17 protein-coding genes are annotated in these 25,533 nt (G+C 45.3%); 5 read left to right on the top strand and 12 right to left on the bottom strand.

Translation table 11 applies throughout. The annotated features are described in order from the left end of the window. Positions 1-13 precede the first annotated feature (13 nt). The 6 genes from N5J47_RS05750 to N5J47_RS05725 all read right to left on the bottom strand — a co-directional run bounded on the left by N5J47_RS05750 (position 14) and on the right by N5J47_RS05725 (position 6,477). Positions 14-1,522, bottom strand: coding sequence for an AAA family ATPase (locus N5J47_RS05750; RefSeq protein WP_267981247.1), 1,509 nt, complete (start codon positions 1,520-1,522; stop codon positions 14-16). A gap of 9 nt (positions 1,523-1,531) precedes the next feature. Further along, entirely contained in the window at positions 1,532-2,299 is a 768-nt protein-coding gene (gene hisIE / locus N5J47_RS05745) for a bifunctional phosphoribosyl-AMP cyclohydrolase/phosphoribosyl-ATP diphosphatase HisIE (RefSeq protein ID WP_279959802.1), read from the bottom strand. 80 nt (positions 2,300-2,379) lie between these two features. Continuing rightward, entirely contained in the window at positions 2,380-2,802 is a 423-nt protein-coding gene (locus N5J47_RS05740; RefSeq protein ID WP_279959801.1) for a hypothetical protein, read from the bottom strand. 37 nt (positions 2,803-2,839) lie between these two features. Further along, positions 2,840-3,226, bottom strand: coding sequence for a VOC family protein (locus N5J47_RS05735; RefSeq protein ID WP_279959800.1), 387 nt, complete (start codon positions 3,224-3,226; stop codon positions 2,840-2,842). Positions 3,227-3,253: 27 nt separating this feature from the next. Then, a complete protein-coding gene (locus N5J47_RS05730) occupies positions 3,254-4,564 on the bottom strand; it encodes an NAD(P)/FAD-dependent oxidoreductase (RefSeq protein WP_279959799.1) in 1,311 nt (436 codons plus the stop codon). 401 nt (positions 4,565-4,965) lie between these two features. Further along, on the bottom strand, positions 4,966-6,477 hold the full coding sequence (locus N5J47_RS05725; protein ID WP_279959798.1) for an aldehyde dehydrogenase family protein: 1,512 nt from the start codon (positions 6,475-6,477) through the stop codon (positions 4,966-4,968). Positions 6,478-6,617: 140 nt separating this feature from the next. Between N5J47_RS05725 and N5J47_RS05720 the strand changes: the two genes are divergently transcribed. Next, positions 6,618-7,799 (top strand): transcriptional regulator, encoded by a 1,182-nt coding sequence (locus N5J47_RS05720; RefSeq protein WP_267981242.1) that lies wholly within the window; start codon positions 6,618-6,620, stop codon positions 7,797-7,799. 213 nt (positions 7,800-8,012) lie between these two features. Here the strand turns inward: N5J47_RS05720 and N5J47_RS05715 are convergent, their stop codons facing one another. The 5 genes from N5J47_RS05715 to N5J47_RS05695 form a co-directional block, all read right to left on the bottom strand. After that, positions 8,013-9,185: an iron-containing alcohol dehydrogenase gene (locus N5J47_RS05715; protein ID WP_279959797.1), complete on the bottom strand. Its 1,173-nt coding sequence runs from the start codon at positions 9,183-9,185 to the stop codon at positions 8,013-8,015. 452 nt (positions 9,186-9,637) lie between these two features. Further along, positions 9,638-11,257 (bottom strand): AarF/UbiB family protein, encoded by a 1,620-nt coding sequence (locus tag N5J47_RS05710; protein WP_279959796.1) that lies wholly within the window; start codon positions 11,255-11,257, stop codon positions 9,638-9,640. Positions 11,258-11,269: 12 nt separating this feature from the next. Further along, positions 11,270-11,950 (bottom strand): hypothetical protein, encoded by a 681-nt coding sequence (locus N5J47_RS05705; protein ID WP_279959795.1) that lies wholly within the window; start codon positions 11,948-11,950, stop codon positions 11,270-11,272. Positions 11,951-11,960: 10 nt separating this feature from the next. Continuing rightward, on the bottom strand, positions 11,961-12,902 hold the full coding sequence (gene ubiE / locus N5J47_RS05700) for a bifunctional demethylmenaquinone methyltransferase/2-methoxy-6-polyprenyl-1,4-benzoquinol methylase UbiE (RefSeq protein WP_279959794.1): 942 nt from the start codon (positions 12,900-12,902) through the stop codon (positions 11,961-11,963). Positions 12,903-13,095: 193 nt separating this feature from the next. Then, entirely contained in the window at positions 13,096-13,803 is a 708-nt protein-coding gene (locus N5J47_RS05695) for a hypothetical protein (protein ID WP_279959793.1), read from the bottom strand. 208 nt (positions 13,804-14,011) lie between these two features. Between N5J47_RS05695 and N5J47_RS05690 the strand changes: the two genes are divergently transcribed. Continuing rightward, on the top strand, positions 14,012-15,430 hold the full coding sequence (locus tag N5J47_RS05690) for a phosphate--AMP phosphotransferase (RefSeq protein ID WP_279959792.1): 1,419 nt from the start codon (positions 14,012-14,014) through the stop codon (positions 15,428-15,430). A gap of 17 nt (positions 15,431-15,447) precedes the next feature. Here N5J47_RS05690 and N5J47_RS05685 read toward each other — a convergent pair whose 3' ends face one another. Then, positions 15,448-15,954 (bottom strand): hypothetical protein, encoded by a 507-nt coding sequence (locus N5J47_RS05685; RefSeq protein WP_279959791.1) that lies wholly within the window; start codon positions 15,952-15,954, stop codon positions 15,448-15,450. Positions 15,955-16,139: 185 nt separating this feature from the next. Between N5J47_RS05685 and N5J47_RS05680 the strand changes: the two genes are divergently transcribed. The 3 genes from N5J47_RS05680 to recD all read left to right on the top strand — a co-directional run bounded on the left by N5J47_RS05680 (position 16,140) and on the right by recD (position 25,337). Further along, positions 16,140-19,763: an exodeoxyribonuclease V subunit gamma gene (locus N5J47_RS05680; protein WP_279959790.1), complete on the top strand. Its 3,624-nt coding sequence runs from the start codon at positions 16,140-16,142 to the stop codon at positions 19,761-19,763. A 3-nt stretch (positions 19,764-19,766) separates the two neighbouring features. After that, entirely contained in the window at positions 19,767-23,486 is a 3,720-nt protein-coding gene (locus N5J47_RS05675) for a UvrD-helicase domain-containing protein (protein ID WP_279959789.1), read from the top strand. A gap of 99 nt (positions 23,487-23,585) precedes the next feature. Then, positions 23,586-25,337 (top strand): exodeoxyribonuclease V subunit alpha, encoded by a 1,752-nt coding sequence (gene recD, locus N5J47_RS05670; protein ID WP_279959788.1) that lies wholly within the window; start codon positions 23,586-23,588, stop codon positions 25,335-25,337. Positions 25,338-25,533 lie beyond the last annotated feature (196 nt).

Below are 25,533 nucleotides of genomic sequence, written 5' to 3'. Positions count from 1 at the left end.
AGTCACGAGCGCTTTAACCTACGGACTGGCGAAGACTTGAGGGAGCGCTTTGTTTTAGCTTTAATTGTTGTATCAGGTCATAAAGATGATGGATATTTAAACTTACTTTAGCACGCGTACAGGCGACGTAAAGTAGTCTTAATTCCTCATCTGTAATTTTATGTTCCAGTCCGTTAATCTTGAACTGGTAATCATCTTCAATATGCACCCGATTCCATTCCAGCCCCTTGGCCTTATGCGCGGTTGAGATCACATAGTCTGCCTGTTCAATCGGGGTGATTTTCGCCAATGCCTTTTTCAGCGGTTCAGTGCCATGTTCATCCACCAGCTTGACCAAAGGCTTGATGTCACTGCCATCATTGGTTTCACAGTATTCATGCACATCATGCCATGAATTAAACCACGCCAGTTCTGGCACATCGGTGATGCGCTTGCCCTGTTTCAGTAAACTGGCCGCATCAACAAAGCGACTGAGTTTTTGATGATCGGCTTGCAGACTGACCTTATCACCATGCACCAAACCTGAAAGCAGTAATTCCATGGCACGCGCATTGGTGCGGCATAGAATCGCATCACGCATTTTAGTATGCGGTTTATTCACCACCGTGGATTTTAAGTTTGGATTCCCCAGTAAAGGCACGGTTTCATTTAGTGCGCCAAGCAGGCTGTTGGCAACATCGGCGATGGCGTCACCAAAACGGAATGAGGTGGTCAAGCGGCTTTCAGGCAACGGCATCTGCTGCATAGCGTTGATTGCGCCACGCCATGCGTAGATTTGCTGATGGGCATCACCCACATAAATGACCTGTGTACTTTTTTGGCGCAGTAAAATGCCGAGCATCAACGGATCAGCATCCTGAGCCTCATCAAACAGCACATAATCGGCGGGAATATTTGGTTCAGACAATGCCCAAAGTTTTAGGTAAATATCGTGCCCAATCCCTGCCTGATGGTTCTGGTCAATCGATTCCAGCCAGCGACGTTCAACGGCTGGGTATAAGTGTTGCTGTAAGGATTCAATATCATCCTGATGCAGCCAACTGGGTGCCTGAATATGACGCGGGGCAGGGTATTGCGAACTAGTGGAACAGAAATAGCTGACCGCATTGGCGACCAGACTGGCAAGGCGGCTTGGCATCAGCACATATTTTTCATAGCGCCCGCCCATTAAACGCCTTAGGGTAATCGGTTCCAGCCGATATTCTTTTGCGATAAAGCTTGGGCTGAGGCGGGGCAGACGTAATTTATCAGTCACACCACGCGGCACACTGCGGAAAGCAAGCGAGTGAAAGGTACGGCAGTTTACATTGCCATGAAACTTGTTTTGTGCTTCGGACGCAATGGCCTTGTTAAAGGCCAGATACATACCACGCCGTTCAGGCATGGCATCACTGATCATTTGTAGGGTTGTGGTTTTACCTGTGCCAGCATAGGCAATTACCTTAAAGGATTGCCCTAAACGGGCATTGTCTATGGCAACTGCCTGCTCATAGGTGGCTTTGGGTTTTTCGATACTCGACACAGGAATGGGTTACGCCTCTTTGCTACGGTTGGCTTTTTCAACCAGGCCAGATAAGCCCTGACGACGCGCGAGTTCATCCAGAACAACGTGCGGGTCAAGATCAAAATAGCCAAGCATCACAATGCTGTGGAACCAAAGATCAGCCACTTCATAGATCAGGTCATGTTTATTTTCCAGTGAAGCATGCGTTGCGTAATCTTTAGCCGCGATGATACTTTCTACGCTCTCTTCACCGACTTTTTCCAGAATTTTATTGATGCCTTTTTTATACAGGCTTGCCACATAAGAGCTGTCTGCTTCAGCCTGTTTACGTTCCTGCATCAGGCGCCCTAAATGGCTGAGTACATCCACCTGTTCACTGTGACGGTGATCATGCGCTTCTGTTTTGGCAGATGCGCCATAAATGGCAGTTGGGTCTTTCAACTGTGCATCAACAATTTCCCAACCCTGCGGTGTAAGTTTGCGGTAGAAGCAGGACTCACGACCTGTATGGCAGGCAATGCCACCGTGCTGTTCGATCTGTAGAATGATTACATCGGCATCACAATCGAGACGGATTTCATGCACGGTTTGAAAGTGTCCTGATTCTTCGCCCTTATGCCAAAGTTTTTGGCGTGAACGTGAGTAATACACCGCCTGATTTTTTTCAGCAGTCAGTTGTAATGCCTCACGGTTCATCCATGCAACCATTAACACGCGACCTGTTTGATGATGTTGTGCAATGGCAGGAACAAGACCATTGGAATCAAATTTAACTTCATCTAACCAGTTTGACATGCGTGAAATCCGTTGTGGGCAAAGCAGCTAGTTTAGCGTTTGTGGCTAGGGTTGGCTATGCTTGTTGGGTAAAAAATGCTTTAGGGGCTGGGTTGGATATAAGTACCCATGAGTTGTTTATTTTCTATTTCGAGAAAGGGTAATGTAGAAGCAACAATGATCAGCATACCCCAAGGATAGCTTGACCAAAACCAAGCATCAACTAAAAAATAAGCGCCTGTGATATAAAGCCAAATGTTTAAAATTCGAGGCAAATATGTTTGATGGATCAACAGAAGAAATATAAAGGGCAAGCTGTCCCATAAGATCACCCACGGAAATAGAGGGCTGATCACCAATCTTCCTATCGTCGATTTAGGATTGACCTGCCAATTAATAAAGTGATGGTGAAAATTTAGAAAACAAAACAGGTTGGCAAAGCTTGGAAATAAAAACCAGCATCCTTTTCGAATCGCCTTGCCTTTATCCTGTCGATAGAGTGCCCATAGAAAACTATATTTCATGTTTTAGCCTTATTTTTATTGATGAAACTTTCTGTTTTTACTTATCGATATAGTTTGAGATTTCAATCAGGTTTTGATCAGGGTCACGTAAATAGATGGATAATATCTTTCCGATTGCACCTGTTCTTTCAATCGGTCCCTCAACGATTTCAATATTTAGGCTTTGCAGATGGCTGATCACTTTATTTAATGGCGTTTCGGCAATAAAACATAAATCTGCTGAACCAGCGGTGGGGTGAAAAGCTTTGGGTTCGAACTCTTTGCCAACCTGATGCAAGTTGATTTTTTGAGAACCAAATTGCAGTGCCTTTCGGTTTTCACCAAAGCTGATGACCTCAAAATTCAATGCGGACTGATAAAATTGGCAGGTGGTTTTAATATCAGCAACTGTTAGAACTAAGTGATCTAAATGACTAATTTTCATAAATAGTTTAGGTCTTAATAAATGTGGTTAATAGTCAGTAATGGATTGATTGCTGGAAACTAAAGAATCCTCCTCTTGGTAGTGGGCAATTTGTTGATAATCCAGTTGCTGGAACATACCCTTTTTTAAACCTGAAATGGTGATTGCCATTTCTTTACGGAAATAGGGAATCTGATACATCCACGGGAACACCAGATCACGTAAACCGCCTGCCCACCAGTGATCAGATTGATAAAGTGGTGTGAGCAAACGACTGAGGAATTGATAAAACTGGGTTGAGGAACGACGGTGCTGGTGATAGTTTTGCCACAACAATGCCCAGTCAATGTGCTGATTTTTCCTGGCATTCTGCAAGGACTGTGAAAAAGCCCATGCATCCAGTAAGGCCATATTGGCACCTTGCCCGAGTTGAGGGCTCATGGCATGGGCGGCATCACCCATCACCCCAATTCGACCTTGCCCAAATTGAGACATCACCACATCACGGTATTGGGCTGACAACCATTGAGGTTGATTTTGTTGATCAGCCAAAAGTTGTTTCAACCATTCAGCCACATCAGGCCAGCGATCTGAAACCTGCTTTAACCATTGTTGCTTTGCCGATTCATCCTTTAAAAATGATTGCAGTTGTGTAGTAGGCAAACTCCAGAAGATGCTGGAAAGTCGCTGTTGTGGTGCAGAGGGGATTTCGCCTGTCGGTAAAATCCCCATCATGATCTTGGAACGATCATAAAATTGATGCAGGATTTCAGAGTCCAATACTGGACATTCAGGCACAATGCTCCATGCAGCACCCCACGGATAAGCCTGATCAACCTTAACCCAAGCTTGGGGACGCAATTGACTACGGGCACCATTGGCAATCAGGGCAGCATCAAAACAGGCATCAAATTTCTGTTGTTGGTAAGACCCGACGAGTCGAACCTCATGGGTACTTTTCTGAATCTGATCAATGCCATGTCCCATTTTCCAGTTGATCTGGCAGGAATATTCAGCCAGCTTTTGCATCAGTACATGACATAAGGTGGCACGATGGATGCCTAAACCGTAAAGATGATTTCCAGCCTGATGGTAATGGCTATTGACCAACAGACGCTGATCGGCAAGTTTTCCCTCCAAGCCTGTCACTTTTGCTCCAAGTTTTAAGGCATGGTCGAGTACGCCAAGATGTTCAAAAACTGCCAAGCCAACAGGTTGTAATAATAAACCTGCACCCACAGGCGCGAGCTCATCCACCTGTTCAAAAATGGTGACATAATGACCTTGACGGGCCAGTAAAATAGCAGTGGCGAGTCCTGCTGTACCCGCCCCAATAATCGCAAAATGGGGTGTTTTCATTGTTTGTTCTTATGCAGTCGTTATTGGGTTGTTTTTAAAGAGAATGCAGCTTAATCCTATACCACTTCCCAACGTTTGATAATAGCTGGCAAATCAATTTTGAGGTGGAAGAATAATAACTAGTTTGACCAATAAAGATTAAAGTCGGGATGAGTTAAAAATTTTACCTATTTAAATCTAAAAGATAACAGTTGGATTCAAGTAAAGTAATCCGAAAATTTATAAGATTTTAATTTATTAAATCAGAAAGGATGCCTTGCGAAAATTCTATGTGCCGCCTAATTACAATGAGTTTGAAAACATCGTTGCAACGTAGGTGGATCGTGGTCGAGTGAATAAATAAAAAGGGCAAATGTCATATACATTCGCCCTTTTCAAAAAGAATGACATGGATGCCGTGATTAGAAGAATCCAGCTGGTTTGGTTGAGTAGCTGACTAAAAGATTCTTGGTTTGTTGATAATGCTCTAACATCATGCGATGGTTTTCACGACCAATACCTGACTTCTTATAGCCACCGAATGCCGCATGTGCAGGATAAATATGGTAACAGTTGGTCCATATACGGCCTGCTTCAACAGCACGGCCCGCACGATATGAGGTATGCGCCGAACGAGACCAGACCCCAGCACCTAAACCATAAATGGTTTCATTGGCAATTTGAATCGCTTCATCAAAGTCTTTAAAGGTCGTGACTGACAGGACAGGACCAAAGATCTCCTCCTGGAAAATTTGCATACTGTTATGCCCTTTGAAAACGGTTGGTTCGATATAAAAACCCTCACCCACTTCTTGTCTGGCGCTACCACCTGTAAGAAGTTCAGCACCTTCTTCACGGCCAGTACTGATGCAGCGTAAAATTTTCTCTTGTTGCTCTAGGGAAGCCTGGGCACCAATCATGGTTTCAGTATCTAAAGGATGGCCAACCTTGATTCGTTTCACACGTTCAATGGCTTTTTCTAAAAATGCATCTGCAATGCTTTCCTGAACCAATGCACGAGATGGGCAGGTACACACTTCACCCTGATTCAGTGCAAACATGGCAAAGCCTTCAAGTGCCTTGTCCAGAAAATCATCTTCCTTGTCCATAATATCTTCAAAGAAGATATTTGGAGACTTACCACCAAGTTCCAGCGTGACTGGAATAATGTTTTCTGTCGCATATTGCATAATCAACTGTCCAACCTGGGTTGAACCTGTAAATGCAATCTTGGCAATACGTGGGCTGGTCGCCAGTGGCCGACCCACTTCAGCACCATAACCATTAACCACATTGAGTACGCCTGCTGGTAAAAGGTCCTGGATGAGTTCAAGAACCAGTAAAATTCCGACTGGAGTTTGTTCGGCAGGTTTTAAAACCACACAGTTTCCTGCCGCAAGTGCGGGAGCAAGTTTCCATGCTGCCATTAAAATTGGGAAATTCCACGGAATGATCTGGCCCACGACACCCAATGGTTCATGAAAGTGATAGGCAATGGTATCGTCATCAATTTCTGAAATGCCGCCTTCCTGTGCACGGATACAACCTGCAAAATAACGGAAATGATCGATTGCCAGTGGAATGTCAGCTGCCAATGTTTCACGAACTGGCTTGCCATTATCCCAGGTTTCCGCAACCGCAAGCATTTCAAGGTTTGCCTCCATGCGATCAGCAATTTTGAGCAAGATATTTGAACGCACTGTTGGAGAACTTTTATTCCATTCAGCCTTTGCTTTATGGGCTGCATCAAGTGCAAGTTCAATGTCTTCAACCGAGGAACGCGGGATTTTTGTAAATACTTTGCCATCGACAGGTGAAACATTGTCGAAGTATTCTCCTCTAACAGGAGCTACCCATTGGCCACCAATAAAATTTTCATACTGTGATTTAAACTGGACTTTGGAATCTGGTTGATTCGGATCGATGTAACGCATATATATATTCCTTTGCTTATAATTGATCTTAAGCGTCTACAGCTTTGGTATAAGGTACTTTTGTACGCTATTTGACTAGGATATAAGGGTGAAGGTTGGAGAAAGGTTGGAAACCATGCTCAGACGTGAGGGATGCACAAATGTTTACAAAGCAAGAGCTCATACGGCAAAGACAGTCTATTGATCAGTTAAAGCAACAAAATAGTTTGTCTCCCCAAAGTGCTGAGAAGTTAGAGCAGAGTATCGCGAGTTCTTGGCAGCGATCAGTATTGTCCTCAATTCCAAAAGAGCGTTTGGCGGCACCGTTGCTCAACCACAATAAAAAAAATAAAACCAGTCTGGATAAGGCTTTAAATGCCTGTTCCAGTGAACTGGGCCATATTGCCGCACAATCCTCAATGGTGATCGCTGTTGGTGATGTGGGAAGTACGATTATATGGACTGCTTCGAGTACACAAATGCAAAGTGCCGCTGAAAAGGTACATTTCATTGCAGGTGGACAATGGGCAGAGGAGGTGGTTGGAACCAATGCTTTGGCTCTATCGCTAAAAACCCAACAATCCAGTTGTGTATTTTCCAATGAACACTATATGGAGTCCATCCATGACTGGGTCTGTTATGCAGCTCCAATTATCGACCCTTATTCCAAACAGGTATTGGGTGTGGTCGATTTATCAACCACGTGGAAAAAACACAACAGTTTAGGGGTTTTGGCGGCAGAGCGTTGTGCCTCCATCATTCAAACCGCACTTATTGATCAGCAAAGACAACATTTATATATCCGTGCTTTTTCAACCCCACAAATCTTCTTTAATGGTAAGTCATTGGTTCTTACACCACGTCAAATTGAGATTTTGGCAATTTTGGTGCTTTGTCCAAATGGATTAAATTTAGAAAAATTACATCAAGCCCTATATGGTGAGCGTAAAGTCAGCATTGGCACATTAAAAGCTGAAATGTCACAACTCAGGGATATTCTGGGTGGGATGCTAGGTTCACGGCCTTATCGTTTATTGGCCGATGTGGAGGCTGATTTTCTTTTGGCTGAACAGGCGCTTGATTCTGGGTATGTGGCTTCTGCGTTACAGGTATACAAAGGGGTATTTTTGGCTAAGACGGAAAGCCCTTTTTTATGCGCATGGCGGGATTGTCTGGAGTCGCGTTTAAGTGATGCAATCTTTAAAACCACAGAAACGGATTTGTTATTGAAGCATGTTGCTCATTTCCCCGAAGCAATAGATGCGGTTGAACGCCTGATGGAGTTATTGCCTTCAGACCATCCTGCGCATTTATCTTTGAATAAGTTTAAAGATATGTTTTGAAGCTCGTTTTTAGTATTCTGCGAAAAATTATCTTTGAAATTCTAATTTCAGTTTTATTAAAAAATTAAATATATCAGTATATTAATTTAATGGTTGTGTACTGCGATCACAGTTTTTATAGGGATAAAAAAAGTGGGAATATCACCAGTTTGCTATTCCCACAAAAAAAGTAAGCCAGTTCTCGGAGGCTGTGACTTACTTTTAACAGAACGATTAGAGAGCAGCTTTAAATATCTCCACAACCTGGGCATGAGTCGCTTTACGTGGGTTGGTCAGCATACATGCATCCTTTTGTGCATTTTCAGCCATGATTGCAAGATCTTCAGTTTTCACGCCGAGTTCATTCAAACCAGATGGAATACCGATTGAAGATGACAATTCCCGAATGGCGTCAATGGCTGAAAAAGCCGCTTCAGTTTCAGTAAATCCGTCAGTATTTACACCCATCAATTCTGCAATTTTTGCATAACGATCCTGACAGGCAATTAAGTTGAATTCACAGACATGGGGTAACAGTACCGCATTACATACACCATGCGGCAGATTATAGAAACCACCTAATTGATGTGCCATCGCATGAACATAACCGAGAGAAGCATTGTTAAATGCCATACCTGCCAAGTACTGCGCATAACTCATGGCATCACGTGCTTCAATATTTTCGCCATTGGCAACAGCAGGGCGTAACCATTGACTAATCATGGCAATCGCCTTTTCTGCACATGCATCGGTAATTGGATTTGCTGCTGTGGAAACATAGGCTTCTACCGCATGTGTTAAAGCATCCATACCCGTTGCGGCAGTCAAGCCAGCAGGTTTGGCCACCATGAGTTTAGGATCGTCAATTGCAATCAGTGGGGTACAGCGCCAATCGACGATTGCCATTTTTACATGGGTGTCAGTGTTGGTAATGATACAGAAGCGGGTCATTTCAGATGCTGTTCCCGCCGTGGTATTGATCGCAATCAACGGTGTCATGGGAACAGTGCTTTTATCAATGCCTTCATAATCACGGATATGTCCACCGCCAGCTGTTACCAGGCCGATTCCTTTGGCGCAGTCATGTGAGGAACCACCGCCTAAAGAAACGATGAAATCGCAGCCATTGTCGTTATAGGCCTGTACGCCATGATGCACATTGATATCTGTTGGATTGGGTTCTGCACCAGCAAAGATATGGCTGTCTACGCCAGCATCTTTTAAATATTCTGCAATGGTATTGGCTACACCAAATTTAAATAAGCCTTCGTCCGTTACAATCAAGGCTTTTTTCGCACCGAGATTTTGAGCTTTAGTTCCAATTTCTTTGGCACAGCCAGGGCCAAAAAGTGACACGCAAGGGATATAAAAACCGTTTGTTTGATCTGCAATATTCTTAAAAGCCATGGAGTGATTCCTTCTTCCATAATCCATTGTTTGTTATTCAGTGATCTCGTCACTGTAGGCCTAGTATGGGAGGGTTAAATTTTTTTCCCACCTACCAAAAACCTACCAATAAATAAATGAGGTAGCATTGGAAACAGGAGAAGTGGTTCGGATATCCAACACAACAGGGGATAGGGTTTTCTTGGACAGTTTAAAATTAGAGTTGATAAAAATAATATTATTAATAAAATCAGATACTAAATTTAGTCATCATGAGATGGATTGGGATATATAAATTATTTATTCAATTGAGACAGATTAGAATATTAGTGATTTGATATGACCATTTAAAGCATAACGATCAGATTGTTGTTACTTGACGTTTTATATTTATTGAGGGGCAATGATGAGGAGCCAATAGCACCCCATCACACTTGAAGCTAAAAAGTCCCTTGTTTATAAGCGGGTGTGGCTTATTTTATAATCCGCCACAGCGCCAACAAGCTGCTCAATACGATTAAGACAATTGAGACAAACCACGGGGTAATAATGGCAATGGTCAGCAAAATCAACATGGTGCTGCCAAACATCCAGCTACGACGTTGTTGCTGCTGCATTTGCAAACGCATCTGCTGAATTTCTTTAAGCTGTTTGTCATGCCAGGCGGATTGATTCTTCAAGCCATTGAGACTATCAATCAACAGGCTCGGTAAGTCCTGTGCACCCAATAATAAATCAGGAATTTGCTGACCAATTTCCTTGAAATTTTTCACTGGATTCATATTGGCCTTGACCCATTCAGTGAGAATCGGTTTTGCCAGTTTCCAGATATCCAGTTGTGGGTAAAGGTCAGTGCCCAGACCCTCAACATGAACCAGCGTTTTTAACAGCAACATGAGTTGTGGTGGAATTTCCAGATGGAAACGTCGTGCAATATCCATCACCTGAATCAGGATGCCTGCAAAATCCAGTTGATCCATCGGCTTGGACACCATAGGGCCAACGGTACGACGCATTTCACGTGCCAGTGCATCCTGATCGGTTCCTGGTGGAATCCAGCCTGCCTGATGCACAATCTGAATCAACTGCATAAAGTTGCTGTTCATCACGGCCAGTAACATTCGTGCAACGGTCATTTGATCAGACTTGGACAGCTCACCCATAATGGCACAGTCCAGCGCAATAAAACGTGGATTGGCTGGATTAATGGTCTCTACAAAGACATTGCCAGGGTGCATGTCGGCATGGAAAAAGTTGTCACGGAACACTTGGGTAAAGAAAATGGTCAAACCTTTTTCTGCCAAGTCCGCGCGATTCATACCTAAACGGTCAAAGGTCGCAATATCGGAGATCGGTACGCCCGTAATACGTTCAGCGACCATCACGTCTTTACTGTCCATATAGACTTCAGGCACATACATCATGCTGGAACCTGTAAAGTAATGACGCATACGGCGGGTGTTGTCCGCTTCCAGACTTAGGTCAAGCTCATTTAAAATGATCTGACGGTAGTCCTGAATAATCTCGGACAGGTGCAGCGCACGGGCAGCTTCCAGGCGGTTTTCCAGCCAGTCACCCAGCCATGCCAAAATTTCAAAGTCCTGAAGAATCTGGTTGCGAATATCAGGACGGGTGACTTTCACCACCACCTCACGACCATCGTGTAATGCAGCGGTATGCACTTGCGCAATTGAGGCAGCGGCAAGTGGCTGTTCATCAAAACGGGCAAACAAGGTGCCAACATCCGCCTTGAGGGATTCCTGAATCCGCTGTTTAGCCAATTGCGTGTCGTAGGGCTTTACACGGTCTTGCAACAGCACCAGTTGCGATAAGAGTTCTGGTGGAATCAGGTCACGACGGGTAGAGAGGAGTTGACCCAGCTTAATCGCCAAAGGCCCCATCTCTTCCAGTGCTTCCTTGAGTTTAAGAGGATTCTTTTTTTCACGGCTTGACCAAGCCGCAGGATGCATTTTAATCACACCCAAGGCATGTTGGGCTTTTACAGGTAATTCTTCCGCAGGAAATAAGGTGTCAAGGCGATAATGTGCTGCAATGCGCCAAAGTTCAAATAACCGTCTAACATGCGGAATCATATAAAATCTTACCTAGTTTTGTGTGGGTTGCTGGTGTGAATTGAATTGGGCCTGTAATTGCTGGAATCTGGCTTCCAGACGGTCTATTTCCTGATTGAGCTGGCGGGTCTCCCGATTCAGGTCATCCATTTGCCAGCGTGGGGCAAATAAGCCGCTATCTTCTTTTAGGGCATCTTCAACAAAGAACAGGTGGCTTTGCAATGAGCGTTTGAGCTGCTTCGGTGCAAGCTGTATCTTACCCAGTTCATGCGCCAGCTGAGGACCAATCCACGGAGATAGATGTGCGGCAAGGTCAGGTTCTGCCTGCTGCATGATACGCTGGATATCCTGCAATAAATGATAGTCACCTTGCAGTGGAATATTGCCAATCTGGTCCATATCACTGAGCAGGAGTTTGGCTAATTCGACCACATTGGCGACATGCAGGGTGGCTGTGGCATCTGTAATTTTATTTTGAACATCGTAGGGACGCTGTTCAAATATTGATGGGGTTTGACTGTGTCCAGTTACGGTAGGTTCCAGACGAACTTTATTTTCATCAAAAAAAACATCAACCGAGAGCTGTGGATGATCAATCACCACCCGTAACAGTTGACCTTGTAGCTGATTGAGCTGAATACGGCTAATCGCATCCAGATCAATCACCTGATGAATGATACGTTCGACTGCACCCAGTGCTAAAATCGACCACATATCCTAAGCCTTAAAGTTTGAATCCACGGTGAACAGCAACAATACCACCTGTCAGGTTGTGGTAGTCACAGCTTTGGAAGCCCGCATTTTCCATCATGCCTTTTAAGGTGCGCTGGTCTGGATGCATACGGATGGACTCAGCAAGGTATTTATAGCTTTCAGAATCATTTGCAACCAGTTTACCCATGATTGGCAGGGCCGTGAATGAGTAAAGATCATAGAGCTTTGAAAATGGTTCAAACACAGGTTTGGAAAATTCGAGGATCAGTAAACGGCCACCTGGCTTGAGCACACGGTACATGGCTGCAAGTGCTGCATCCTTATCGGTCACGTTACGCAGACCAAAACTGATGGTGACGAGTTCAAAACTGTTATCGGCAAAGGGTTCAAGCGTTTCTGCATTGGCAAGCACAAAATCCACATTGGTACAGCCCGCATCAATCAGGCGGTCACGGCCCACATTGAGCATGGACTCATTAATGTCTGAAAGCACCACATGACCATTTGGACCAACTTCGCGGCTGAACACTTTAGCCAGGTCGCCTGTACCACCCGCGATATCCAGTACATGCTGTCCACGACGCACGCCTGACATGTTAATCGCAAAACGTTTCCATATACGATGAATACCAAATGACATCAGGTCATTCATGATGTCGTATTTGCTTGCCACTGAATGGAACACTTCTGCCACTTTCTGTGCTTTTTCATCGCTGCTGACAGTTTGATAGCCAAAATGGGTGGTTGCACCGACATTGCCTGTATTGGCACCACGCGGCAGGTTGTATTTTGGTACGGAACCTGTTGGTGCTGAGGTCAAACCCTGTTGTAAAGATTGCTGTTGACCCTGTGGCGCTCCCTGCGGAAGCGGTGTGCTGAGGAAAGGACTGACTTTGTCTGAACCTGGGTTTTGCTCAACTTCTGGGGTGGGCTGTTGGTTTTCGTTAGACATTGTTTTCTCCTAAACTTTCGCTCTAGCGGCACGAATCAGCATGCATCATGACAGATTTTGTATTTTTTTACAGGGCTTAGCATATCATTGTTATGAATAATATACAGAAAGTCACTTTCCCAAAAGTGTTTTAATTTTTTATGTGAAGATGAAAAAAATCCCTCTTGGTAGAGGGATTGGAATAGTCCAGCATTTAACTGCGGAAAGGATCTGGATGCCCTGAATGGACTTTCTCAATGATCTCGCGTTCTTTTGCGGTAAAGGTCTTAATAAATGCCGCCGCCGACTTCATTGGCTTCATGGCATCAAAACCTTCCTGAATAAACTCATACATGCCATCAAACTGGTGTTTATGCGCCACGCCCTTACACATTTTAAACGCGGCATACATCATGGTGGAACGCATATATTTATCCAGCGTCACACCCAGTTCATCCAGCAAATCCAGTTGTTCATAACGTGCGTCATGCTGTTCCAGTTTAAGGAATGTCTGGCGCATGATTTCATCGGTTAATGGGGTGTCCAGTGGATAGTCCGCCAGTATTTGCTTCGCAACCTGCTCATCAAGCTGGGTGGCCAGTACCGCCAGGCTCACCGACTTGGTGCCTGTCTTGATGGCATTGGCAGGAATCAGGCCCTCTACTTTATGGGCAAACTTAAGCAGGCGTTCGATTTGCTTTGCCAGTGCGTCAAAATCAGGGCCGCCATATAAACGTTTCAGGAAATATTGCGCCATGATCTGGTTTTCTGGCTTACTGAAGAGTTCTTGATGGCTATGCTCAAGACGTTGTTTTATCCAGCTCTGGACATCATGCAAACGTTGGGCAAGGGCTGGGTCTTCATGATAGTTGAAAGCATTGTATTGTTGTAAAAGGTCATCAAATGCGGTGAGTTTAGACATAATCGGACTTAATTGAAGTAAACCATAAAATCATAGGGCGCATCATAACTGAGAACCATGACAGCATAAACCCTAAATGTCCAACAATCGGTCAGTATGTCCATGCACTCATTTTGTCTACAGAAACTGTACAAGGGGCTTTCTTGGTGCTGGGTCGATTTCACTATACTTAACTTATTTTTTAATAATGAGCCGTTTAGAGCAAAACATGAGTGCACAACAACCAAAATTTGAATTACGTGATGAAGATGAGCTTTCGCTGGACCTGATAGAAGCCCAGTATGCATTGAAAGACAGTCGGGGCAAGAACAATGCGAAAAGTGTCCTTATTCTGGTTAGTGGCATTGAACTGGCGGGCAAGGGGGAGGCGGTCAAGCAGTTGCGTGAGTGGCTTGATCCACGTTACCTGAAAGTCAAGGCGGATGCCCCGAAGCTATTGACAAATAACCAGACATTTTGGCAATCCTATACACCTTTTATACCTGCCGAAGGGCAGATTGTGGTGATGTTTGGCAACTGGTACAGTGACTTGCTGGCAACCGCAATGCATGTGTCCAAGCCATTAAATGAGGCGTTGTTTGATGGCTATGTTGAGCAAATGCGTGCGTTTGAACATGACCTGCAACATAACCATGTGCATGTGGTTAAAGTCTGGTTTGACCTGTCATGGAAATCATTGCAAAAACGGCTGGACCAGATTGATGCCTCGGAACAGCACTGGCATAAACTGCATGGTCTGGATTGGCGTAATAAGAAACAATACGATACCTTGCAGAACCTGAGCCACAGGTTCACCGATGACTGGTTTATCATTAATGGCGAGGATGAAAAGTACCGCGACCAGTGCTTTGCACAATATGTTTTGCAAACGCTTCAGGAACTTCCTGATCATCAGACCAAAATGACTGAAAAATGGCAACAGGCAAAAATTCCGAAACAATTGCTGGAACCCTCCAAAGAGAGTTTGGTTAAAGATGACTATAAAGAAGAACTCAATAAACTGACTAAAAAGGTGGCTGATGCCCTGCGCTATGATGAACGCAAGGTGATTATTGCCTTTGAGGGAATGGATGCTGCGGGCAAGGGTGGTGCCATCAAGCGGATTGTGAAAAAGCTTGATCCGCGTGAATACGAAATTCATAGCATTGCGGCACCTGAGCGCTATGAATTACGCCGCCCTTATTTATGGCGGTTTTGGACACGACTGAATGATGGCGGCAAGATCACGATTTTTGATCGGACCTGGTATGGGCGTGTGCTGGTGGAACGTGTGGAGGGTTTTGCCTCGGTGGTTGAATGGCAACGTGCCTATGATGAAATTAACCGTTTTGAACAGAACCTTGTGGACAGCCAGACGGTGATTGTCAAAATCTGGCTGGCGATTAGCAAGGATGAACAGGCCGTCCGTTTCAAGGAGCGTGAACAAACCCCGCATAAGCGCTTTAAGATTACCGAGGAGGATTGGCGTAACCGTGATAAATGGGATGACTACCTTGAAGCCGCTGCGGATATGTTTGAACGTACCTCTACTGACTATGCGCCATGGCATGTGATTGCGACGGATGATAAGAATACGGCACGGATTGAAGTGTTAAAGGCGATTCTGGAACAGCTTAAGGCAGATTAGTCTGCCTTATTCTATTATTACGCTACAATCGTACTACGGCTTTTTTGCTGAATCCGTTTTGCAAGTGTGTAGCAGTCCTGAATATGTGCTTCGGTGATTTTACGCATCATAAAATAGCCAAGACTGGCCGCCACCAGTTGCCCACCCAGCGGAATGAATTTAGTCACCTGTTTGGTGGCAATCTTGGTGAAAAAGCCATTAAATGATTTTTTCATTGCAGTACGTGCCACCACAAAACCTGAGAACTCGAAGCCACGTTTACGCAGTTCATCCCAGTGAACTTTCTTGGTCTCTGGGTCATAAACGCTGATATGTTCAGGTGCCAGGCCAAAACGTGCATTAATGTCAGGAATGATCTTCGTGAGCATACCTAAATCAACCACCACATCGAAAAATGGAATGGGGACAATGGCCGCACCCGCAGAGTAGTAGGCAGTCTTCTTGGTACGTGCCAGACATTCATCACGGATTTGTTCCAGATTTAAACCTGGGTCAATTGAATCAGGAATTTTTTCAATTTTCATAAAGTTATACCTAAAGTCTATCCCTTGATCGTATATTCAAGCGTATTGAATGGTGAATTTCAAAACAAATTTTTTATTTCATGCTGTGTTTAACGTGACATAGTTCTACAAGCTTGTATAGTGATGATTATCTACTTATTTTCATGTATCAAAATAGTCGTTTATTGATGAGGTTGTATTAACGGATGGGTATTCATGTTATTCAGAGTCAACGCCTTGATGTGTTATTGCAAGGTGTGATGGCATCCATTACCCAACCCAGTGCCTCCCCGTTTCAGGTGTTTAAAACCCAGCATTTTATTGTGCCGAGTCCTGCCCAGGAGCAGTGGCTGACCCAGAAAATTGCTGAACAGCAGGGTATGACTGCGAATTATCAATTCCATCAAAGAATTCGTGGTTTCCAGTGGTATGCCTATCAACAAGTGCTGGAGAATAAAGAACAAGTCCGTAAGGCCAATATTCCACGGCTGATCCTGAAATGGCGGATTTATCAGGCGCTCCAACCCTTTATTCAGGCAGGGCAAAATAGCCTTGCGCTAGAGCATCCGCTGTATTCGATTGTGCAACGGATTTATGACAGTGCCGACCAGTTGCAGCAGGGCACAGAAAAACAGCTTAAAAAACAGGGCATGTTGTACTGGGTGGCGGAGCAGGTTTCGCAACTGTTTAACAACTACATGCTTTATCGTGGCGATTGCCAACAGGGATGCAAGGGAAATTGTCGCTGTGCAGGCAACTGGCTGGCGGCATGGGGGCTAGATCATCCTCTGGATATTGAACGGCTAATCTCCCAAACGGATCAGCAGGTGTCTGCATTTAGCCTAAACCAGACCCAACAACTGGAAGCCTGGCAGCGCTGGCTATGGCAAAACTATTTTCATGCCGACTTTGTGGAGATGCAAAGTATTGATGCCGATTTCTGGCGGGTTCTGGACAATCCACAGACCCGCCAGCGTGCATTGGCGCAGCTTCCAGATCAGGTGATTGTATTTACCCTGCTAGACTTGCCACCCAGCCAACTGCAATTCTTGCGTCGTCTAGGGCAGTATCTGGATGTGTTGATTTTGCACTATAACCCCTCGCAGGAATATTGGGCCGACAGTGTCGACCCCTTGTGGAAGCAGCGTTATGATCTGGGCGTTAAGGAACGTTTTATTGCTAAAAATCCTAAAGCCACCGATACTGAAATCCAGACCTTTTTTGAACAGTTCACCCTGTTTTTCAACTCTCAGGCACGAGAATCCAGACACCCCTTGCTGACACGGTTGGGCAAACAGGCGCGTGACCACTTTTCACTGCTTTCACAACTTGCCACAGGTGAGGAGGGGAAATGGGTCGATGCCTTTGTGGAGCAGTTTCCCGAAACCCTGCTGGGTAAGGTCCAGTCCGATATTTTTTATCTGGCTGAACCTAAAGCGGAACAATATGAGCTTGCACTCGATGATGATTCGATTCAGGTGCATGTCTGCCATTCCAGTTTGCGCCAGCTTGAGGTGTTAAAGGAACAGTTGATATATTGGTTGTCACAGCCTGATTCCGTTGCTCGCCGTCCCAGTGATGTGCTGGTGCTTGCACCCAATCTGGCTGAGCTTGAGCCATTAATCCGTAGTGTATTTCCTGCTGTCCCCAATGAGCATGAAGTGTTTCTGCCTGTCAAGATTGCAGGCGTGGCATCACTGGATGCCCTAAATGCATGGCGTGCGGTGTTGGGGCGTTTACAACTGACACAGGGACGCTTTGCCCATGATGATTTTGCCGACTGGCTCAATCTATCTGCAACACAGCAGCGTTATGGTCTGGACTATACCCAGGCACAACGGATGCTGGCCTTGTTGAGTGATGCAGGCTTTAAGCGCGGTCTGGATGCCGAGCATTTAAAACAAAGTTTAAGTGATGATGATCAGGACTATCGCTATAGCTTTAAATTTGCGCTGGATCGTCTGGCACTGGGAATTGCCGTGCCAGCGCATGTGCTGGTACAGGATATACTGAGCTATGCACAGGTACAGCCAGATGATTTTGAGCTGATTGGAATCTTGATCCAGATTTATCAGGATTTATCTATCCGACGCAATTGGTTGATTGCGCATGAGTTGGGGCAGCAGTCACCTGTTGAGGACTGGCTGAAAAAGCTTAAGGATGACATTCAGGAGTTTGAGCAAGCCGATATTGTTGCCCTAAAGGCCGTGCGTGAGATTGTACAGAAGCAGGAACGGATGCTGACTTTGGCAAGTTATTATGATGATGCTGAAACACATTTGCGCCAGATTACACTGCCATTGCCTTATATCATTGAGGAAATTCAACGTACGCTGGAAAGCCAGTCGGCACAGGTTGAGCCAACAGGGCAGATCACCTTTAGCCAGATTGGACAGATTCGCCCGATTCCTTATCGCCTGATTGTGTTGCTTAATCTGGATACAGGTAAATTCCCCAATCGGGATGCGCATATTCCCTTTGACTTAATGGATGCGTTACGTCAGCAATTGGGAGATCGTTCCCGTCTGGAAGATGATCAGGGGGCTTTTCTGGATGCGGTGCTTTTGGCGGAGGAACAACTCTGGTTGTTTTATAATGGCTTTGATGTCAATGATGGGGAGGTGCGTGAACCCTCCAGTATTTTGCAGGCCTTTCGAGATCATTTGGCGTTGATTGTAAAGCCCTCCCTCTCTAAATCGCTTCCTGAGGGAGAGACTTCATTTGGTGATATTCCCCCACAACTCTATCCGCTTTATCATATCCATCGGCTACAGCCCTTTGATCCACTGGGTTTTATGGCGGAACAGGGCCATGTCCGTTATCAGGACCACTGGTTTAATGTCGCATCGCAAATTCAGCAGGTCAAAGGGGAACGGCAGGCATGGGTAAATACCCGCTATCCCGTTGAACATGATGAGATGCTGATTCTAAATAGCCAGCAATGGATTCAGGATGTGGCGTTCCCAGCGCGTTTGTATTTAAAAACCCTGGGGGTGGAAAATTTAACGGCAACTGAACTGGTGGACCAAACTGAACCATTGTTGCTGGATGGTTTGGGGAAATATGCCATTCGCCATTTTCTACAGCAGCAGGATGAGCAGACCTCGGCTGGCATTTTGCAGGATCAGCTTCCTGTCGGAAAGGTACAGCACAGTGCATGGCAGCAAAGCCGCTTGGAGCAACAGCGCTTGCTTGAACGTTTACAGCAGTATGCGGCAGCCCCGACACCAACCACACAACGGGTCTGGCGTATCTCAAAACAACTGCAAATGGTCTGTGTCACGCCAAAACAGAATGTACAGGACTGGGTCAGTGTGGAAGCGTCGAGTGCGCGGGCCAAACGTTTTGTTAAGCTCTGGCTGGAATATTTGTTGTGGCTGGCTGTGCTGAACGATGACTCCGCTACAGAAAAACGCCGTATCGTGGTGTTTAGTGACCAGACCGTGATTTGTGAGGGACTGGGTTCCGAGCAGGCGAAACACTATCTAGACCACTGGTTACAACTGTGGCAAGAGGCGCAGCAACAGCCTGTGGTCTTACCCGCAGCATTGATCTTGAAGCCAATGGAAAAAGGCAAGTTCCACGAATGGGTCGAGCAGGAGTCTCAAAGGGTTCTGGTTGAAGACAGCCAAAAACAGGTTTTAAAAGACTGGAATGATACAGGTGATTTTTCTGGTTTTGACATGACTCAAAATGAAGCGTGTAAGCTGCATCGTGACTGGCAGTTCCTTTTACAGGAACAGGATGCAACCATATTGTTACACTATGCCTGTGATCATTATTCCCATGCGTTGTATCAACCTATTTTCGAATTTTTACGTGTGGAGTAAGGCATGAACTCACATTTTTCTGTGTCTTATCAACCGATTCGGGATATTCAGTTTGAGGGGCTGCACCTGATCGAGGCCTCGGCTGGAACAGGGAAAACCTATACCTTGTCCAGTTTGATGGTGCGGATTTTTCTGGAAAAATACCTACCGAATCAGGTCATTGCCACCACCTTTACCCGTGCCGCCGCCGCCGAGCTAAAAAGCCGTATCCGTTTGCGTCTGGTGGAGATTCAGCAGTATCTGGAACCATTACGCGGCGAACTTGAAACTGATATCCACATGCAGGCGGAGCAGGAAACTGATCCGCTGAAACAGCATGTGTTAGAAACCTTTGCCCCACGTATCGCCTATGCCTGTGAACGGTTGAAACTGGTGATTGACCAACTGGATGAGTTGTTTGTCGGGACACTGGACAGTTTTAGCCAGAAGCTGTTGCGTGAGTTTGCCTTTGAAAGTGGCAAGATTGAACGCGTGCAAATCACTGAGGACGCCAAGAGCTATACCCGTCAATTGATCCACGATGTGTTGCGCGAATGGATTCAGTCGCAGCCACAACAGGTGATTGATTTTTTATATATCAGTGGGCAACTTAAATCAGTTGATCATTATATTCAATTGGTAGAATCCAGTTTAAATTTTAGTTCAGCCGTTTTTAAGACCTTAGATACACCTGACTTAAATCTAAATAATTTTGAAAGCGCTCTAAATGAGTTAATTCATATTCAAATGGAAGAATTTGAGCAACTTCAAGCCTATTATTTACCTGATGGTGCATATTATAAATTTATTCAAAAAAGTATGGGCGTGAAGTTAAATTCTACTTTTGTAGAAGCTTTACCAAAAATTTTAAAAAATGCGGCTGAACAAGGCATAAATTTTTATTTTGATAGCCATAGTTTGTATCATATTGATACCTTATTTCTGACAGAGGATGGTGCACCTAGAAAGAAATTTTTTAACAAATGTGATCAAAGTATTCAGGATGATTTTTTTAATCATCGGGTGATGATTATATTTAAGAAAATTTCTGACTTTAGGCAGGAAATTCAAAAAACATTAGCTCATTTTGAGTCTTATTTACAATTTCATTTATGCGAACAAGTTAAACAACGTCTACCACAACTTTTACAACAAAAAGGTGAAACCACCTTTGCCCAGCAGATCAAAACCCTGTCAGATGCTTTAAAGGGAGAGCAGGGACAACATTTTGCGGTATTTGTACAGGCACGTTATCCATTGATTCTGGTGGATGAGTTTCAGGACACCAATCAGGATCAGGATGATATGCTGGCAAGCATCTGGCGGCATCCACAGCGTTACCAAAAAGGTTGCATGATTATGGTCGGAGACCGTAAACAGGCGATTTATGGCTTCCGTGGTGGCGACATGCTGACATTCCTGAATGCCTATCAGGATATTATGACCAAGCAGGGACGTGAATATAAATTGATCCACAACCACCGTTCGGTGAAAGAACTGGTTGAAGTGGTGGATGTGCTGTTTCAGCGGCAAATGGATTTTGGCGAGCAGGTGATCTATGACCCGATTCAGGCTGGTTCGCGTCCACATCCTGCCCTGATTGACAATGAACAGACCAATCCCGCACCGTTGCGCTGGTTGCAACTGCAAGAGGGTAATGAGCAAGCCACTCAAGTCGCATGGAAAATCCAGAGCTTGCTGAATCAGGCACATTTGCAGCAGCTATGCCTAGATGGTGAGATACGCAAGGTCATTTGTGAAGATGATATTGCGGTGCTTTCCCGTAGCCACCGACAACTGGACGAGGTGCAGTATGCACTGGAACACTTGGGAATCCGTGTCAATCGCCCCTCAAAGCGCAGTGTGTTTGATTCAAAGATTGCTCAGGATATAGGCGCTTTACTCACGGCCTTGCTGCATCCCTATGACGAGGCCAAGTTAAAGCGTGCCTTGCTGAGCCGACTGTTTGGATTTGATTTAAGTCGCTTATTGGCACTGGAACAAAGTCCAGAGGGCTTGAGTCATTATATCCAGCAATTCGATGACATCCGTGAGATATGGTTGAATCAGGGATTTCTGGTGGCATGGCAACGCTGCCTAAACCAGTTTGGTATCTGGCAGCAACTGGTTGCCACCCAGAGCAAGGACAATGAACGGGCAGTGGTCAATCTGCGCCATCTCACTGATATCCTGAGTCAGCGCAGCGAGCATGTGCAGGGGGCACAAAACCTCTATCACTGGTATTTAAAGCAGCTCAATTCCCCCAGTGACCGTGAATGGGAACTGGAACATAAGCTTTCCAGTGAAGCTGGAGTGCAGTTGATGACCATCCACCAGTCCAAGGGGTTGGAATTTAAAATCGTCTTTTTACTTGGGGCGAATAAAGCCTTTTCGGAAATGCAAAAGACTTTAAATTTCTCAACCACGGAAATCCAGTTGCCAGAAACAGGGCAAACACGAACACAGCGTGTGGTGGCGATTGCGGATAAAAACTTTCTGCAACAGAATGAGTTGGATCAGCACCAGCAACGGGCGCAGGCTGAGCAGAACCGTTTGTGGTATGTGGCGCTGACTCGTGCCAGTCATCGGGTCTATGCGGTGTTTGAACCTGAAAAAGGTGATAAGAACAAACTGTCAGGATTGGCATTCTGGAAGAATCAGGGTGAGGCATTCCAGCATCCACATTGTCTGGATGAAGCTCTGGTTTTGGAACGACCACAGGCATTGCACCGCCAGCAGCAAACCCAACAAAGAATTCCACTTTCCGCACAGCCTTTACCTATGCAGCGTTTTTATGCACGGGGCAAGACCAGCTTCAGTTATCTGGCACAGCATTTAAGACACAAGGCCAGTCATGCGGATCGTCTGGCCAATATTGAGCAGAACTTTGATCAGGCTGAAGATGAGCTAAACGTTATACTGACAGCATCTGCGCCTATTTCCCAACCAATCGCGTGGATTAAGCAATATTTTCCGAAAGGAACACTGGCTGGAAATTTCCTGCATGAGATTTTTGAGCAGATTGATTTCCAGCGACCTGAAACATGGGTTGAGGAAATTCGCCGCCGTTTTAAGAATACCTATCAAGGCTTATGGTTTGACTTGCTGGATCAATACCAGAATTATTTTCCAGCACAGGAAAACTCAGAGCAGCAACTATACCAATGGATTGCGGCATGGCTTGGTGAGGTGTTGGCCACGCCACTGAATCAGGGTTTTCAATTAAAACAATTGCTGACAGGACAATATCTGTCGGAATGTCCATTTTATCTGGCCTTGTCGGATCGTGTGCTGGCCATGCAGCGCGTACAGCAACTGTTCACAGAATATGGCATCAGCATGCCTGAATTGCTGGAGGCGAAATCTGCCCGCTACCTGAATGGCTCAATTGACTTGGTCTATTTCGATGGTCAGCGCTACCATATTGCCGATTATAAAAGTAACTATCTGGGCGCTGAACAGGCAGATTACCAGCCCAGCCAGATTTCAGATAGTATGTCGCTGTCGAGCTACTGGTTACAGGCGGCCTTGTATCTGGTGGCACTGCACCGCTACCTAAGCGTGAAACTACAGAATTACCAGATTGAGCAACATCTGGGTGGGGCATCCTACCTGTATTTGCGTGGCATGAATGGACAGGCACAGCAGGGCTATCTGTATTGGAAACCTGATGATGAATTTATCTTGCGTCTGGATGCCATCCTTGGATATTTCTCTGAGGATAAAATGGGCAAACCAATGTAGATAAAAGTTATGAATTTAGATTAAACAACAGTTTATCATGTGGATAAATGTGTTTATAACCTTGTGGACAAGCGTGTGGGTAAGTTTGAGGATAACTCTGTGGACAAACAAGTAAATGATCAGTCAGCAACGGCAGGCTGGCTTGAGATGTGGAGTAACTACCTCACACAGGCACCATTTTCCCAATCGGCTCAGGCAGATGGTGCAGCGCAAATCTTACAGCAACTGATTGAGGCCAGTTTGCGTGGTGACAGTTGTATTAAGGCAAATTCTGCACAACTTGAAGCACTGGGCGATCTAGTAGTTTGCAGCGATGTTGCAGGCACTCAAGTTGCCCCATGCGTCCACGATCAGCAGGGCTTGGCATTATACCGATATTGGCAACTGGAACAACGCCTAGCTGATCAAATTTGTCGATTAAAGCGACAAACGATTCAGTTGGTCGATACAGCACCTTACCAGCACTTGCTCAGCGATGAACACCAGCAGGCCGCCCTTAAAATGGTGATGCAGCAATGGCTGGGTATCATTACAGGTGGGCCAGGAACAGGTAAAACCTATACGCTGGCGCGTATTATTGCGGTACTGAACCAGATGATTCCTGACCTGCGCATTGCGATGGCGGCACCCACAGGAAAGGCAGCCCAGCGTATGCAGGAGGCCTTGCAGCATTCATTGAATGATCCAAAACTGCTTGAGTCGGGATTGGTCACCGATGAACTGCGCCACCAAAGCACCCAGACCCTGCATCGGTTGTTGGGTATGGGTAATCGGCAGATCCCGCGTTTTCACCAAAAGCAGCCTTTGCCCTATGATGTGATTGTGGTGGATGAAGCCTCCATGCTGGACTTGAATCTGGCAACCCTGTTGTTTGAGGCCGTGCCTGAAAACTGCCGCATTATTTTACTGGGTGATGCCAATCAACTGGCTTCTGTGGATGTGGGTTCTGTACTGGCAGACTTGCAGCAGGTGCAGGACTTGGTTGAAAACCGTGTCCAGTTGCAAAAAAGCCGCCGTTTTGCGGGTGAGGCAAAAATTGGACAGTTGGCAAGATTTATTCAGGCCCAGCAGCAGCCAACACAACATGCTCAGGTATTGACCAGACTGGAACAGGAGATTACTGCACCTACCAGCTTGCAACCGATTGCATTATCCAAAGAGATGCCAGATTTTATTCAACTGGAATATTTGCCCAAGTATGGTGAGTTCGAAATTGAACCCTATCAACAAAAGTTGATGTATGGATTTCAGGGTTATGTTGAGGCACTGCAACACTATATGCAGGTGGATGAACCAGAACCGCATATCCAGCAGGTGATACACGCATTTGATGATTACCGAATCTTAACCGCCGTTCGACATGGTCAACTGGGATTGCAGCAACTGAACCGCTATGCTGAACAGTGGCTCAACCAGCAGCTTAAACAGATTGCGGTGGGCGACTGGTATGTGGGCCGCCCTGTGATGATGACCTACAATGACTATCAGCTTGGAATTTCCAATGGAGACATTGGCATTTGTTTTAAACATAGAAGCCAATCTCAGCAGTTTGAGGTGTATTTTCCAAGTCTGGATAAATGGATTGCCGCACATCGCTTACCTCGGAACATGCAAACTGCATTTGCGCTCACCATTCACAAGTCACAGGGCTCTGAATTTACCCATACCGCGATTGTTCTGGATGCTCCCGCAGAGAAATTACTGAGTCAGGAACTGATTTATACCGCGGTAACACGCGCCAAAAAAGTGGTCAGTATTCTGGCCGATTCAGGCACCTTGCAACAGGCGCTTACAATTCGAACAGTTCGCCGCAGTGGTTTAGTACAAAAGATCAATTTTGCTGGATTATAAACTTATTCTTTAAAATTCACTGTTTTGTAAGAAAAAGCTTACAAGGATTCGAGATATTGTCGCTAGAGCAAGCTGAGTGTTTTTGAGATTATGTACACACAAAGAGCCTAGCACGGAAAGCTAGGTAAATCGCAAAACGATAATAAGAAAGTCTAAAAGACAGCGAACTTACAGTGAGGTAAGTGATAAAAGAGGA

Source organism: Acinetobacter sp. GD03645, from assembly GCF_029845285.1.
Classification (GTDB): Bacteria; Pseudomonadota; Gammaproteobacteria; order Pseudomonadales; family Moraxellaceae; genus Acinetobacter; species Acinetobacter corruptisaponis.
Note: the sequence above shows the minus strand (reverse complement) of the source record. Positions and strands in the feature narration are given on the sequence as shown.

Coding starts and splice junctions, on each gene's coding strand:
- N5J47_RS05730 (WP_279959799.1), bottom strand. CDS start 4,564: ATGAAAACACCCCATTTTGCGATTATTGGGGCGGGTACAGCAGGACTC.
- ubiE (WP_279959794.1), bottom strand. CDS start 12,902: ATGTCTAACGAAAACCAACAGCCCACCCCAGAAGTTGAGCAAAACCCA.
- N5J47_RS05725 (WP_279959798.1), bottom strand. CDS start 6,477: ATGCGTTACATCGATCCGAATCAACCAGATTCCAAAGTCCAGTTTAAA.
- hisIE (WP_279959802.1), bottom strand. CDS start 2,299: ATGTCAAACTGGTTAGATGAAGTTAAATTTGATTCCAATGGTCTTGTT.
- N5J47_RS05695 (WP_279959793.1), bottom strand. CDS start 13,803: ATGTCTAAACTCACCGCATTTGATGACCTTTTACAACAATACAATGCT.
- N5J47_RS05715 (WP_279959797.1), bottom strand. CDS start 9,185: ATGGCTTTTAAGAATATTGCAGATCAAACAAACGGTTTTTATATCCCT.
- N5J47_RS05710 (WP_279959796.1), bottom strand. CDS start 11,257: ATGATTCCGCATGTTAGACGGTTATTTGAACTTTGGCGCATTGCAGCA.
- N5J47_RS05675 (WP_279959789.1), top strand. CDS start 19,767: ATGAACTCACATTTTTCTGTGTCTTATCAACCGATTCGGGATATTCAG.
- N5J47_RS05720 (WP_267981242.1), top strand. CDS start 6,618: ATGTTTACAAAGCAAGAGCTCATACGGCAAAGACAGTCTATTGATCAG.
- N5J47_RS05705 (WP_279959795.1), bottom strand. CDS start 11,950: ATGTGGTCGATTTTAGCACTGGGTGCAGTCGAACGTATCATTCATCAG.
- N5J47_RS05740 (WP_279959801.1), bottom strand. CDS start 2,802: ATGAAATATAGTTTTCTATGGGCACTCTATCGACAGGATAAAGGCAAG.
- N5J47_RS05690 (WP_279959792.1), top strand. CDS start 14,012: ATGAGTGCACAACAACCAAAATTTGAATTACGTGATGAAGATGAGCTT.
- N5J47_RS05685 (WP_279959791.1), bottom strand. CDS start 15,954: ATGAAAATTGAAAAAATTCCTGATTCAATTGACCCAGGTTTAAATCTG.
- N5J47_RS05680 (WP_279959790.1), top strand. CDS start 16,140: ATGGGTATTCATGTTATTCAGAGTCAACGCCTTGATGTGTTATTGCAA.
- N5J47_RS05735 (WP_279959800.1), bottom strand. CDS start 3,226: ATGAAAATTAGTCATTTAGATCACTTAGTTCTAACAGTTGCTGATATT.